13 protein-coding genes are annotated in these 14354 nt (G+C 56.4%); 1 reads left to right on the top strand and 12 read right to left on the bottom strand.

Annotation, left to right across the window (positions count from 1 at the left end; genetic code table 11):
- The first annotated feature begins 11 nt into the window (after positions 1-11).
- A complete protein-coding gene (pntB, locus tag ACKWMY_RS05420; protein WP_021177867.1) occupies positions 12-1403 on the top strand; it encodes a Re/Si-specific NAD(P)(+) transhydrogenase subunit beta in 1392 nt (463 codons plus the stop codon).
- A 171-nt stretch (positions 1404-1574) separates the two neighbouring features.
- Here the strand turns inward: pntB and araD are convergent, their stop codons facing one another.
- The 12 genes from araD to ACKWMY_RS05360 form a co-directional block, all read right to left on the bottom strand.
- Complete coding sequence (gene araD, locus ACKWMY_RS05415; protein ID WP_024530156.1) at positions 1575-2276, bottom strand: L-ribulose-5-phosphate 4-epimerase; 702 nt, start codon at positions 2274-2276, stop codon at positions 1575-1577.
- Positions 2270-3130, bottom strand: coding sequence for an L-ribulose-5-phosphate 3-epimerase (locus tag ACKWMY_RS05410; protein WP_409486005.1), 861 nt, complete (start codon positions 3128-3130; stop codon positions 2270-2272). Before ACKWMY_RS05410 ends, araD begins: the two co-directional genes overlap by 7 nt.
- A 1-nt stretch (position 3131) precedes the next feature.
- Positions 3132-3788, bottom strand: a complete 657-nt coding sequence (gene ulaD, locus ACKWMY_RS05405) for a 3-keto-L-gulonate-6-phosphate decarboxylase UlaD (protein ID WP_409486004.1) — start codon at positions 3786-3788, stop codon at positions 3132-3134.
- On the bottom strand, positions 3785-5278 hold the full coding sequence (locus tag ACKWMY_RS05400) for an FGGY-family carbohydrate kinase (protein ID WP_409486003.1): 1494 nt from the start codon (positions 5276-5278) through the stop codon (positions 3785-3787). Before ACKWMY_RS05400 ends, ulaD begins: the two co-directional genes overlap by 4 nt.
- Positions 5275-6573: an MFS transporter gene (locus ACKWMY_RS05395; RefSeq protein ID WP_024530152.1), complete on the bottom strand. Its 1299-nt coding sequence runs from the start codon at positions 6571-6573 to the stop codon at positions 5275-5277. Before ACKWMY_RS05395 ends, ACKWMY_RS05400 begins: the two co-directional genes overlap by 4 nt.
- A 96-nt stretch (positions 6574-6669) precedes the next feature.
- Positions 6670-7650 (bottom strand): DUF4862 family protein, encoded by a 981-nt coding sequence (locus ACKWMY_RS05390; RefSeq protein WP_409486002.1) that lies wholly within the window; start codon positions 7648-7650, stop codon positions 6670-6672.
- Positions 7651-7711: 61 nt separating this feature from the next.
- Positions 7712-8191 (bottom strand): YhcH/YjgK/YiaL family protein, encoded by a 480-nt coding sequence (locus ACKWMY_RS05385; RefSeq protein ID WP_024530150.1) that lies wholly within the window; start codon positions 8189-8191, stop codon positions 7712-7714.
- Positions 8192-8201: 10 nt separating this feature from the next.
- On the bottom strand, positions 8202-9200 hold the full coding sequence (gene yiaK, locus ACKWMY_RS05380; protein ID WP_024530149.1) for a 3-dehydro-L-gulonate 2-dehydrogenase: 999 nt from the start codon (positions 9198-9200) through the stop codon (positions 8202-8204).
- Positions 9201-9456: 256 nt separating this feature from the next.
- Positions 9457-10305, bottom strand: a complete 849-nt coding sequence (locus ACKWMY_RS05375) for an SMP-30/gluconolactonase/LRE family protein (RefSeq protein ID WP_161712337.1) — start codon at positions 10303-10305, stop codon at positions 9457-9459.
- Between the two features lie 13 nt (positions 10306-10318).
- Positions 10319-11419 (bottom strand): substrate-binding domain-containing protein, encoded by a 1101-nt coding sequence (locus ACKWMY_RS05370; RefSeq protein ID WP_309046569.1) that lies wholly within the window; start codon positions 11417-11419, stop codon positions 10319-10321.
- Positions 11420-11433: 14 nt separating this feature from the next.
- Complete coding sequence (locus tag ACKWMY_RS05365; RefSeq protein ID WP_309046568.1) at positions 11434-12519, bottom strand: ABC transporter permease; 1086 nt, start codon at positions 12517-12519, stop codon at positions 11434-11436.
- Positions 12509-14050 (bottom strand): sugar ABC transporter ATP-binding protein, encoded by a 1542-nt coding sequence (locus ACKWMY_RS05360; protein ID WP_309046567.1) that lies wholly within the window; start codon positions 14048-14050, stop codon positions 12509-12511. Before ACKWMY_RS05360 ends, ACKWMY_RS05365 begins: the two co-directional genes overlap by 11 nt.
- Positions 14051-14354: the final 304 nt, after the last annotated feature.

Here is a 14354-nt window from a genome sequence, read left to right as displayed (position 1 = left end):
GGGTAGCAAAAATGTCTGGTGGATTAGTTACAGCTGCATACATTGTTGCCGCTATTCTGTTTATTTTCAGCCTGGCCGGCCTTTCGCGCCATGAGACGTCCAAGCAGGGCAACCTGTTCGGCGTGGCCGGGATGGCGATCGCGCTGATCGCCACCATCCTCGGGCCGGACTCCGGTAACGTGGGCTGGATCATTATCGCGATGATCATCGGTGGTTCCATCGGCGTGTATCTGGCCAAGAAGGTCGAAATGACCGAAATGCCGGAACTGGTGGCGGTACTGCACAGCTTCGTGGGTTTGGCTGCGGTGCTGGTCGGCTTCAACAGCTACCTGGATCACGGTACGGTGGCCATGGAACCGGTGATGGAAAATATCCATCTTACCGAAGTGTTCCTCGGCATCTTTATCGGTGCGGTGACCTTTACCGGTTCTATCGTGGCCTTTGGCAAACTGCGCGGCATCATCTCTTCCAAGCCGCTGATGTTGCCTAACCGTCACAAGCTGAACCTGGCTGCCCTGGTGGTTTCCTTCCTGCTGATGGTGCTGTTCGTACGTACCAACAGTGTTGGTTGGGAAGTGTTCGCACTGTTGATCATGACCGTGATTGCTCTTGGCTTCGGCTGGCATCTGGTTGCGTCAATCGGTGGGGCAGACATGCCGGTGGTGGTATCAATGCTGAACTCCTACTCCGGGTGGGCAGCGGCGGCGGCAGGCTTTATGCTGAGCAACGACCTGCTGATCGTGACCGGTGCGCTGGTCGGTTCTTCCGGTGCGATCCTGTCGTACATCATGTGTAAGGCAATGAACCGTTCGTTTATCAGCGTGATTGCCGGTGGTTTTGGTACCGATGGTTCCTCAACCGGCGACGCAGAAGAAATGGGCGAATACCGCGAAACCACGGCGGAAGAAGTGGCTGAACAGCTGCGTAACTCCACCTCGGTGATCATCACCCCAGGCTACGGCATGGCGGTGGCGCAGGCGCAGTATCCGGTAGCGGAAATCACCGAGAAGCTGCGTGCGCGTGGCATCAAGGTGCGCTTTGGTATTCACCCGGTGGCGGGTCGTTTACCGGGCCACATGAACGTGCTGCTGGCGGAAGCCCGTGTGCCGTACGATGTGGTGCTGGAAATGGACGAAATCAACGATGACTTCCCGGACACCGATACCGTCCTGGTCATTGGCGCCAACGACACGGTGAACCCGGCGGCGTTGGAAGATCCACGCAGCCCTATCGCCGGCATGCCGGTGCTGGAAGTGTGGAAAGCGCAAAACGTTATCGCGTTCAAACGCTCGATGAATACCGGCTATGCCGGGGTGCAGAACCCGCTGTTCTTTAAAGAGAACACCCAGATGCTGTTTGGCGATGCCAAGGCCAGCGTGGAAGCGATCCTGCGCGCGCTGTAATATCACTGTTGGAAAAGCACAATGCCAGCCACTGAGAAGTGGCTGGCATTTTTTGTATTGAACCCTTTCTCAGAGCGAGGACCGATCGAGTTTGCTGAGATGACCTCTTTACTTCCAAAAGCGCAGAGGCTAACAGCTCTCTCCCAGTAGGAGAGGATTGGGATGAGGGGGCTATTGCCCGTAATAGGCGTTCTTGCCGTGCTTACGCAGGTAATGCTTATCCAACAGCACCTGCTGCATGTTGCCAATCCCCGGCGTCAACTGCCGTGAAAAAATCCCCATATAAGCAATTTCTTCCAGTACGACCGCATTGTGAACCGCGTCATGCGCATCCTTGCCCCAGGCAAACGGCCCGTGGGCGTTGACCAGCACCGCCGGGATGGCGCTTGGGCTGATGCCGCGCTGGCGGAAGGTTTCAATAATCACCTTGCCGGTATCCAGTTCATAATCATGCTCGATTTCATCTGCGGTCATCAACCGGGTGCAAGGGATCGCACCGTAGAAATAGTCGGCATGCGTGGTGCCCCAGGCAGGGATATCCAGCCCGGCCTGCGCCCAGATGGTGGCATGGCGTGAATGGGTATGCACGATGCCGCCGATATCGGCAAACTCGCGGTACAGCGCCAGATGGGTAGCGGTATCCGAAGAGGGCTTCTTGCTGCCCTCAACACGTTGTCCATCGGCCAGGTTGACTACCACCATATCCTCCACCTGCATATGCGCATATTCCACGCCGGAAGGCTTGATCACCACCAACCCGCGTTCGCGGTCAACGGCGCTGACGTTACCCCAGGTAAAGGTCACCAACTTGTGGCGTGGGAGGTCGAGGTTGGCCTCCAATACCTGCTGTTTTAGCTGTGGCAGAGTTAGCATGTCATTCCTCCTTGCTGCATTTGCTGTTCAATCCAACGGCGGGCTTGCACGATCTCGGCAACCGGTTCGTCAGCCTTTTCGGTCCACATCTCAATCAGGAAAGTGCCGCGATAGTTGAGCTGCTTCAACGTGTGAAACAGGGCGACAAAATCCACACAGCCTTCACCGAATGGCACATCGCGGAACTGGCCGGGTGACGTCTCAGTGACCGGGAAGGTGTCTTTGAGGTGAATGGCCGCGATGCGGTCAATACCGAGCTGCAATTCTTGCGCTACATCGTTACCCCAGGCGCTGAGGTTGCCAACGTCTGGATATACCGTGAACCATGGGGAAGCCAGCAGGGAGTCCCAAATCTTCCACTTGCTGATGGAACTCATGAATTCGGTATCCATAATTTCGACCGCCAGCATCACCTGCGCGGCAGCGGCACGTTCCACCGCCCATTGCATCCCCTCGGTAAAGCGGGTGAGAGTTCCTTCATCCTGCGGCTCGTAATACACGTCATAACCCGCCAACTGAATGGTGCGGATGCCAACGTCTTTGGCCAACTGGATCGCCTGTTCCATGATCAGATAAGCCTGTTGCCGCGTAGCCTCGTCATGGCTGCCGAACGGGAAGCGGCGGTGGCCGGAAAGGCACATCGAGGGGATGCTGATGCCGGTTTCCAACATGGCGCTGACCAGCGAAAGACGCTGCTCTTTGCTCCAGCTCAGACGTGATAAACGCTCATCACTTTCATCGACCGACATCTCGACAAAATCAAAACCGCAGGCTTTGGCCAATGCCAGCCGCTCCGGCCAACTCAGGTGTTTCGGCAGCGCTTTTTCGTAAATTCCCAACGGATGCTGGCGCATATCAAGATCTCCAAATGTCATCAATGGCGGTACGGAACTGACGTGCGGCCACCACCGGATTGGCAGCCTCGGCCAGCGCACGCCCGGCGATAAACGCCGTCACGGCAATGTCTTTAAACAGCGGCAAATCGGCCGGGACGATCCCGCCGGTCACCGAAAGCTCAATCCCCAGATCTGACAGCGCCTTCATGGTATCCAGATCCGGTTGGCCCCAGGTTTGTCCGCTGGCTTGTGCATCGCGGCCACGGTGGTAAATCGCCTGTTTGATGCCCAGATCGCGCCAGGCTTTGGCATCTTCCAGCGTCCAGCGGCCAAACAGCTCAATCTGGATTTCACCCCGGTAGCGCTCGGCCACCTCCAGCGCACTAGCCATGGTGGCCAGGGGGGCTGCGCATATCACGGTCATCCAGTTGGCCCCCTGCGAAAAAGCCTGTTCGGCCAGGGTAGCTCCGGCATCGGCCACCTTCAGATCGGCGACCAGCGTATGTTGCGGGCAACGTTCACGCAGGGCTTTCACTGCCTGGATCCCGGCGCTGATGCATAAAATGGTGCCCGCCTCGATGATGTCGACGTACGGATGCAGACGGTCGACCGTTTGCAGAGCGGCATCCAGCCGGGTGTGATCGAGCGCCAGTTGCAGGCGCGGTTTGATGGTCATAAAGCCTCCTGAAAGTTGCCGTGTTGCAGCGTTTGTAGCGTGGCAACCAGTGCCTGATAACGTTGGTATTTACGGTGGTAAGCATCCTGAGCGGCGGGATCCGGCAGAACGGTTTCGATGCGTGGAGCCAATGCCCGCTGTGCGGCGGCAAAGTCGCTGAAAGCGCCGGTGCCCACCATGGCAGCCATCGCAGCGCCCAAACAGCCGGTTTCCTCCACCTGCGGCAGTTCGACCGGTAAGCCGCTGACGTCGGCAAACATTTGCATCCAGGGGGCCGATTTAGCCGGTCCGCCGGTGACGCGCAGTGCCTTGGTCTGAGGGAAACGTTGCCGCATACGGTTCAGGTGGGTCATATGGCAGAACACCACGCCCTCGAAAATCGCCTGTACCAGATGTTCGCGCTGATGGAAGGCCTGCATACCGTAGAAGCTGGCACTTAATCCCAGCCCGGCGTTGGAACCATAAAGGAAGGGGGCAAACAGCAACTGGCTGCCAGCTTTGGGTAGGTCAGCCACCCAGCGGTTGATCTGCGCGTAATCGTGCAGGCCCCATTGCTGGCAAAACCACTCCAGATTCGCAGCGGAGGTGGGGCTGGCTTCGTGGACGATGTATTTGCCTTGCTCGGCATGGCGGCCATAAACGAATGGATAGCTGGAGTCGGAAGCGATCGTTGCGGTGATCCCGCTGGTGACAGACCAGGTGCCCATTACCGCGTTGAGTCGGGTTTCATCCTGCAATCCGGCACAGAGTGCGGTGGATACCACGTCAAACAAACCGCCCACCACCGGGGTGCCGACTTGCAAGCCAGTCAGCGCCGCAGCTTCCGCACTAACGCGCCCGGCGATCTCGGCAGAACCGACAATCGGCGGCAGGGCTGGCACGATCTCGCCGATGCCAAGCAATTGTGCCAGCGCCGGGTCATAACAGCCGCGCTCCATCTGATACAGATTGGATTCGGAGATATTGGTTTCTTCACCGGCCAGTTCGCCCGTCAGGCAGTACCGCAGGTAGTCATGCGCCATCAGCACGCTGCCGATCTGGGCATAGCGCTCGGGTTGATGCTGCTTGATCCAGCGCAGCAGTGAAACCGGATGGCCGGTCCATAGAGTTTGGCGAGTGTGCTCGTACAGGGCTTGCGGCATGCCCGCTTGTTGCCAGGCCATCACCTGGGTCAATGCCCGCTGATCGGAGGACAGAATGGCGTTACCCAGCGGTTGCCCCTGTTTATCCAACAGGAACACGCCTTTGCCCTGGGCCGAAATCCCCAGCCCCTGAATGGCAGACGCGGCGATACGGTTGTGTTCCAACACCTCACGGATCACGCTGGCGGCAGTTTGACATAGTGTGGGCATATCCCGCTCCGCCCAGCCAGGTTGCGGGGCAACGATTGCCAGATTACGGCGGGCGATGGCCAGTTCTTTACCCTCGGCGTTATACAAACCTGCCTTGATAAAGGTGCCGCCGCAATCGAGCCCTAGCCAGTATTTCATTGCTCGCTCCCGGCGACCTGGTCGCATTTATTTGGCAACATCAGCGCCAGCAGTGCGGCGATCGCCAGTGAGGCAGCCAGGCTATAGACGCCAACGTCCTTGTTGAACACCGTGATCAGCACGCCGACCATATAGGGGCCGCAGAAGCCACCGAGGTTGCCTAAGGCATTGATCACACCACGTGCACCACCGGCCACTTCGGCGTTGAATAATTTGGGGGGAATAGTCCAGAACACGCCTGCGGCCGCCTGAATAAATACGCCGCAGCCGACTAACGCGGCATAAGACCACCAGATGTGATCTTTCAGCAGGACGGAAAGCGCCATGCAAATAGCAAAGCAGGCCAGCGGCAGGGCAACGAACACTTTGCGTTTACCGGTGCGGTCGGACAGCGTGGAAACGATCAGCATGCCGAAAATGGCACCAATGTAGGGCAGTACGGCAAGCCAGCCCACCTGTTCCATATTGCCGTTGGTCAGGCCTTTCAGAATGGTGGGCAGCCACAGCGTGTAGCCGTAGATCCCGGTTTGGTAGAAGAAGTTAACCAGGATCAGTTGCCACATGATCCGGTCGCCCAGCACGCGCCGCAGTGAAGCATTGCGTACCGTTTTGCCTTTGATCAGCAGTTGTTCATCATGCAGGGTTTTGATCAGGTAGTCTTTTTCGGCCTGCGAGATCCACTTGGCTTCCTGCGGGCGGTTGCTGATGGTGAAGCACCACAACGCCATCACCACCAGTGACAAGCCACCTTCCACCAGGAACAGCATGCGCCAGTCCCAGGCGGTGATGATCCAGCCGGATAGCGGGGCGGTGAGGATACCGGCGATCGGTACGAACATGATCACGATGGCGTTGGCACGGCCACGCTCCTTGTCCGGGAACCAGTTGCTGATCATGGTCAGCACCACCGGCAGCATACCGCCTTCTGAAACGCCGAGGGCAAAGCGCAGAAACAGCAGTTGGTATTGATTGGTCACCAAACCGGTCAGCACCGAGATCACCGCCCAGGCCAGCAGCGACCAGCCAATAAACTTCTTGCCGTTACCGTTAACCGCCAGCTTACCGCCGGGCACTTGCAGGAACAGATAACCGATAAAGAAGATGCCGCCCGCCAATCCGGCCATTGAGGCGGTGATCCCCAATTCGGCATCCATGCCGCCAGGCATGGCGAAGGCGATATTAACGCGGTCCATATAAGAAATAATGCAGGTGATCAGAATTGGCGGCACAATTCTCAGCCAGCGTAATTTGGGTATGGCCTGACTTTGGCTAACAGCAACAGAAGCAGTATTCATGTTATTGATACCTTCGCATAAATAGGGGGCTCGGAATAAATCCGTATTATTGTTTACCGTTTTATAGGTATTATTTGATGTTCTATCTTTTGGACGTCATGATATTAGGCCAATGCTTAACGCCAGGGCATTGATACCATCCTTGATAATAGCGATCCGTTGCTCGACGCTCTCTTGTGCCGAGGTGGACAGTAATTTGATACCGGCATAGTTTAATTCTGCCAGCGGAGCCTGATTAAATAATTGCCGCGCACTGTCCAGCGTCATTAATGATTCATGACAAACATAATGGCTGCCATCAAATGGGGCGAAGGGCGCATGTGTATCCTCCCATTCGCCATAAGCACCGTGGCTGGCGGTGCCGGAGAACATCAGGGCGCTTAATAACCCGGCCTGTTGACACTGCTTCACCTGCTGCAAAGGCAGATGATCATTATGCCCCTCAATAGCAGATCGGCCCCAGTTGATGGCAAGGGTCAGCGTATCGTCAAAGTGGCGGTTAATCGCCTGTGCCGCGATGATCTCATCTTCCAGCGTCAGGAAACCCTTGCGTGGCATGGGCCCGGTCAGCGCATCGCAGTGCTCAATCACCAAATCGCATTCCCAGTGCCAACCGGCAATGTCTTCCAACGAGGCAATGAAGGCCTGTCGCGCCGCCGCACTGTCTTTTTCCTGCCGGTTGGGGGCGGATTGCAGCTCCAGGGCTACCACCTGTTGGCGACCGGCGCGATCGTTGGTGCGCTTAACTTTGTCATGTATTGAACGGATATAATCCACCGCAGCCTGGCGCTCCTCTTCATTACGGGCGGCGAGGCCAAAATCCCGCCCGCTACCGCGTCGTTGCATAGTCCCCATCACCGCGGTAAGCACCAGTTGCCAGTGGTTGGGGATCAGCTTAAGCAAGAAATCGTCACCATAAGGATGCAAGTCGTCCAGACAAGGTTGCTCCAGCCCACGGATCAGCGGCAGTTCAGCCAGCCGATCCCAGAATTGAACTTCCTTTTCACGTTCGAGTTGATGAAATGAAGGGGCGCAAGGATAAGCACCAATAATAAAGCCCGGCGTTGTGTTTTCCATATTTTTCACCTGATATTATCGCAATCAATGAAACGGCTAAATTCACGTTATGAGACAGTCTTTATTTCATCGTGCTGGAAAGTAATGTTATCGGTATTTTCACCACCACCTTTCTGATGTCGCAGGGCGTTTGATTAATACAGGCAGGGCGATGGACATCCTGCGGATAAAATACCGCAAAATTACCGGGCTGCATGGTTAACCAGGATTCGTCTTCCACATCCTGATAGAAAATAATGTCGCGTTGTGCTAATAACTCCTGATGAATAACGTTATTTCCTCTGTCCGCCGCAACGCCTATTAACTCAGTGCCGCTTACCAGGAACTGCACGTCGATATTTTTACGGTGCACTTCAGGGCGCAACTCATCTTTATGTTGTGTGTGCAGATCCAGTACCTGCACCACATAACCGGTTGCCGGATCCTCATAACGCCCGGCAGACAGGGGGGTAAAATCGGTGTTCTGCAAATAGGCCACGGCTTTGGCAATCGCCGGGGGATAGTGTTCTGCTGCCGTATGGGCAATATGGCCGAAGATCATAAATTGCTCCTTAAAGTGCCTGAATGCGGGCCCAGACGCGATCGTCTACCGGGATGCCATCGCGTTGATTTTCGGCGCGGACGTGCGGGAAGCGGTGGCCCGGCAAGCGAATGGCGACCTCTGGGTTATCACGCTCGGCGCTGGTCACGTAATCCATAATGCGCTGCAGCTTTTCATCACGGGTTTTGCCGTCGATCAGGCGGTCGATCTCAATGGCGATAAACACCTGCGAAATGCCGTATTCATCGTGGTTATCTTCGGTAACTTCAGCGACCGATGAACCGCCAGAGAGCAGGGTAGCGATCATATCCAGCACTATCGACAGCGCAGACCCCTTCCAATAGCCCATCGGCAAGATACGCCGATTTTCTTCGATGGTAGCCGGATCGCGCGTCAGGTTACCGTCGTTATCGAAACCGCCGTCTACCGCCAGTTTTTTGCCCGCAAGGCGATTCATTTCCAACGCGCCGTAGGAGAACATCGACATCGACATATCTACCATGGTGATCGGGTTACTCGGCACGGCGACGATCAGCGGGTTAGTGCCGATACGGCACTCTTTAGCCCCCCAAGGTGGCATGACGGCGATCGAGTTGGTCCAGCAAATGCCGATATAGCCTTGCTCTGCCGCTTGCCAGCCGTAACCTCCGCCACGCATCCAGTGGTTGGCATTACGCAATGCTACCAGGCCAATCCCGTGTTGATCCGCTAACTGCATGGCGCGATCCATCATCTTGCGGGCGGTCAGGTTGCCAATGCCCTGATGGGCATCCCACTGTTCGATTGCGCCTAACGAAAGCAGCTTGCTCGGTTCGGCGTCAGGCACGATATCACCTGCGTCCAACTGCTGAATAAAGCGTGGGAAGCGGTTGACCCCGTGGGAATAGACGCCGCTTTCGGTGGTATCGGCAAACAGAGTGGCACACTCATCCGCCGTCGGTTCCGCCACTCCCCGTGCCAGCAACACGCGTTTGAATTGCTGTTTTAACTCGGTATAGCTCACTCTCATACTACTGCTCCCCTATGGCGAATCGAATGTTTTGCGTTCTTTTAATTTCAATATACGAAATTGCATTTCAAATAAATGCTATACCCCTGTTGGGACGAAGTCAAAGCTGGAGTGTGGGAAATTATCTCGTAAAAACAGATAGTTAAATTAACCTGACGATTATGTGATCGGCAACACAGTTTGAGGGGGTTGGCGTGCTACAGACGTGACGAAGCAGGGAGAGGTAAACTCCCCCTGCGTGATGATCAGCCCGTGATTACCCGTGGGTATTCAGGACAATGCGGTACAACGATGTGGTGGCAGTAATGTAGAGCTCATTGCCTTCTGGCCCGCCGAAGGTGCAGTTGGAAACGCACTCCGGCACCGGAATTTTGCCAATTTGCTCCCCACGCGGATTAAAGATAATCACGCCGTCGGCACAGCTGCAAAACAGATTACCGGCGCTATCCAGGCAGAAGCCATCTGGGATCCCCGGCGCGACCTGAGCAAAATGCCTGCCAGCCTTCAACTTCCGCCCTTCAACCTGATATACCCGCAGCTCGCGACGCCCAAGGGTAGGGAAGTCAATAATCGACATATCCGCCACATACAGCAGGCTTTCATCCGGCGAGAAAGCCAGGCCGTTGGGCCGTTGTAGATCGCTGGCGGCAATGTTCAGCGAGCCATCACGGGGATCGTAGCAATACAGATAACAGCCGATCACCTGGCTTTCAGACTTGTAGCCCTCTTCATCGCCGATGATGCCGTACGGCGGATCGGTAAACCATAATGTTCCGTCGGAACGCACCACGATGTCGTTCGGTGAGTTGAAACGCTTGCCGTCCACCCGGTCGACCAGCAGTTGGACACTGCCGTCGTGTTCGGTGCGGCTGATACCCCGCCGCCCATGTTCACAGCTGATGACACGCCCCTCGGCATCGCGGGCATTACCGTTGGCATAGTTGGATGCAGCACGCCATACGCTGAGCTCGCCATTGCGTTCCCAACGGAACATGCGGTTGCCTTTTACATCGCTGAATACCACTGCATCCTGTTGCGGCAGCCATACCGGGCCTTCAGCCCAGACGGCGGGGGAACACAAACGTTCCAGTTGTTGTTCGATCATCTCAACCTCCCGATCACTTCACGCCCCAAATGGTTTTGTAATGTCCCTGATAGTCATTTTGAGGGTCGTACATATTATTCGGGCCACCGTCATTGGCGATGTTCTCGCGGGTGACCAGATGGGCCGGAGTCACGTAACCGGAAGGCGCCTGCTTGGCGAAGGCACGGTTAAACTCATCCAGCAACTGCCAGCCGTGCAGCTTCAGCGGCTCGGGCACGGTGGCAGACTGGCTGTCACCGGAACGAATGCGTTGGTAGGCAGAAATGGAGCCGTCACCGGCCGAGATATTAAACGGCGCATTGCTGCCGCCTTTACCGGCTGTTTTCAGCGCCGGGGCCATAAAATCGAAATACAGATCGTTGATCGCCAGTGCGTACTGGAACTTGTCACCGTATTTCTGCAACAGGCTGAAGGTCATGGCTGGCATACGGCTGGCGGTGTCTGCCAGCGGGGTGTCGATAAACTCTACCAGTTTACAGCCACTGCATTTAGCCACTTCCTCTTTCATCACGTTGGCTTTGTCCAGAGCGATTTGGTACAGCGAATCGGTAAAGATCAGCACGTTGGCCTGCCCATCGGACTTCACTACCGCATATTGTGCGGCGATGCGCGCTACCTCGTTGGAATCGGAAGTGACGTTATAGAACACATCGTATTTGGCGATGGGGCCAGGCTCTGGCACAGCATGCCAGGCTGTCAGAACGATCCCCTGAGCCACCGCCTTTTTCAGCGGGATTTTAGCCACGTTAGGGTTCCAGCCGCCGATCACGATCCCGTCTGGCTTTTGGGCAATGGCCTGATTTAGCGACGACAGTTGGTCTTTAACCGAGCCGCCACCGTCCAGCGTTTCCAACTGCCAGCCTGCCACCTTGGCCGCTTCGCTCAGCCCTTGCTGCACTCCCTGCACTCCGCCGTTCTTCATGTCGGAGGCAATAAAGATGATTTTCTTGTTCGCCTGCAGCTGCGGCCCGCTGGTAGGGCCATCCCATTGGGTACTGCTGGCCGTGGCTTTGGCTACCGCGGCCGTAGCCTCATCGAGATAGGCATCTGCCCAGGCCGGTGAGGTGGCCAACAGCAGAGTGGTGATCCCGGGCAAAATCCAACAATGTTTCATGGCTGTGCTCCTGATTAAGGATTGATCGCTTTTTGGTTGTTGTTGTCGGCAGATGCCGCCTGACTGTGTTGTACTGCTTTCTGATTGAGTAACCGACGGCGTTGGGCATAGCCCGCCAGCGTGATGGACAGCAGCAGCGTGGCGCCGTTGAATAACGGTTCGACCCAGAACTCCCCACCAAACTGCTGGATCCCCGCGATGCCGATCGCCAGAATGGCAATGCCGACCACGGTGCCCCAGACGTTCACCCGCCCTGGGCGAATAGTGGTACTACCGAGGAATGCGCCCACCAAGGCGGGTAACAGATAATCCATTCCGACGCTGGCCTGGCCTACGCCCTGTTCGGCAGCGATCAGCACGCCGCTAAAACCGGTGAGCACGCTCGAGGCGATAAAGGCGCCAATGGTAAAGCGATTGACCGAAATCCCGTTGAGCCGCGCCGCAGCCGGATTGCCGCCTACCGCATACATGCAGCGGCCCAGCGGGGTGTGTTCGGTGATCAGCCACAGGATGACGGCGACGATCAGCACGTAAAAGGCCACAATCGGGATCCCGGCAATTTCGGTGTGATGCAAGGCGATAAAGGCGTCAGGCAAGTCGCCGACAATCTGCCGCCCGCCGGAGTGCCACAGCGCCACCGCATACAGCACGGTGCCTGAACCCAGGGTGGCCACGAAGCTGTCGATATCCGCCAGCGCCACCAGGATGCCGTTAAGCAGGCCGTATAGCGCGGAAATGACCAGCACGGTCAGCACCGCCATCTGCCAGGAGAAGCCATATTCCACCTGCAAGGTGATCGCCAGGATGTGCCACAGCACGATACCGAAACCGACGTTCAGGTCGATCTTGCCGACGATCATCGGAATGGTAGCCGCCAGCGCCAGCAGGGCGATCTTGGCCTTGCTGGAGAGGATCGCCTGTACCGTCAGCATCGAGGCGAACGACGGCGTGGTGAGTGAGAAGACGATCACCAGCGCAATACACAGCAACAGCAGGCCGTAGCGGGTGATGATTTGCATCAGCCATGGGCCAAGGCCGTCCTGCCCCAGGCTGACACGCTGCTCCAGCGCCGTTGATTTGACGGACGTTTTATTCGACATGGTATTCCTCCACAACGGCTTCCCCGGCGCTGGCAGAGGCCAGCTCCAATAAATTGGCGAACGAGACCTGCTGGTTCTTCAACTCGCCCATCACTTTCCCCCGGTTAAACACCAGGGCGCGGTTACAGATATGCGCGATCTCTTCAAAATCGTTGGAGATCACCAATACCGCCACGCCGGCTGCCAGGGATTTATTTAACAGATGATAGATTTCGGCGCGGGCGCCCACGTCGACCCCGGCGGTGGGGTCTTCCAGGATCAGCAACGGTGCCGCAAGATGCATCCAGCGGGCCATCACCACTTTTTGCTGATTGCCGCCGGACAGGGCGCTGATATCGATATTGACGTCCTTTGGCCGCACGTCGAACAGTTGTACCTTCCACCAACTGGCCCCGATTTCGGCGCGGCGGCTATAGCGCGAGAACAGCTTATGGCCGCTGGCACAGGGGTTGATAAACAGGTTTTCCCGTACGCTCATCGACATCACCAGGCTTTCGCCGGTGCGATCGCCTGCAACCAGAGACACGCCACATGCCATTGCCTGCTGTGGGGTGCTGGCGGTGTAAGGTTTATCGCGGAACTCGATTTCGCCGCTGTCTCGCTGGCGCAGGCCGAACAGCAGGCGGCCAATCTCTTCCTGACCAGCACCGCGCAGCCCGGCAAGAGCGAGCATTTCACCCGGCTGCAATTCGAAGCTGACCGGGCCGATATCCCCGACGCTGACGTTATGCAGTTGCAAAACCGGTGGTTGGTGCTGCGGCAGCGGTTCGCGCTGATCTTCCGCCATCGCTTCACCCACGATCATCTGTACCAGATCGCGCAGGGAATAGTCGGCGGTGTTGCCTCCGGCAACGTAGCGGCCATCACGCATCACGCAAACCCGATCGGCAATTTCAATCACTTCATCCAGGCGATGGGTGACGTAAATCATGCCGACCTTTTTGGCGCGTAGACGGTTGATCACCGTAAACAGGTGGCGTACGTCGTTGGCGGGTAGGGAAGCGGTGGGCTCATCAAGCACCAGCAGTTCAGCATTCACCGCCACCGCTCTGGCAATGGCCAGCAACGATTTCTCCGTGCGGGAAAGCTCAAATACGCGTGCGTCTGGGTCCAGGGCAATCCCAACGTCCTGCAAGGCTTCCAGCGCACGGCGGCGAATGGCACGCCAGTCGATCAGCCCGAAACGGCGGGGAAATCCCATTACCAGCGCCATGTTCTCCGCTACCGTCATCCATTCAATCAGGCCCAGATCCTGATGGATAAAGGCAATCGGCTGGCGGCTATCACTTTTAATCGCCGCGGCCGAGGCAATGCTGTTACCTTGAAAGTGGATGTCACCGCCATCGCGCGGATACACTCCGGCCAGGACTTTGATCAACGTAGATTTACCTGCGCCGTTTTCTCCTAGCAGCGCCAGCACTTCGCCGGGCATCACCTGCAGGCTGACGTCGTTAACTGCGATGTTGCCGCCAAAACGCTTGACGATATGGCTGAGCGTAAGAATGGGTTGATCCGCATTGCCTTGAGTCATTGTGATGCGCCCCTGTGTCGGTTCGCGCAATTAGCGCGATGCCAATAAGTAAACCGCTGCTGTTTAAAACAACCCTAAATTTCATTATGCGAAATCAGATTTCAAAAATGATATGCCTAACGTCGTGCTAAAGCAAAGCCGGGACGGTTTTAATTCTCTTTAATAAACAATGGATTATTTTTAATTTTGTCAATTTGTGACGCATAACTCACTTATAAGGTTACCGGAATGTTGCGGGTTTTAACCCCGTTACTGAAAATGATACGGCGTTCCAACTTCACCTGATGCGACCCATGGAGTAACA

Origin of the sequence: Serratia sp. J2 (assembly GCF_046269175.1) — a bacterium.
Classification (GTDB): domain Bacteria; phylum Pseudomonadota; class Gammaproteobacteria; order Enterobacterales; family Enterobacteriaceae; genus Chania; species Chania fonticola_C.
Note: the sequence above shows the minus strand (reverse complement) of the source record. Positions and strands in the feature narration are given on the sequence as shown.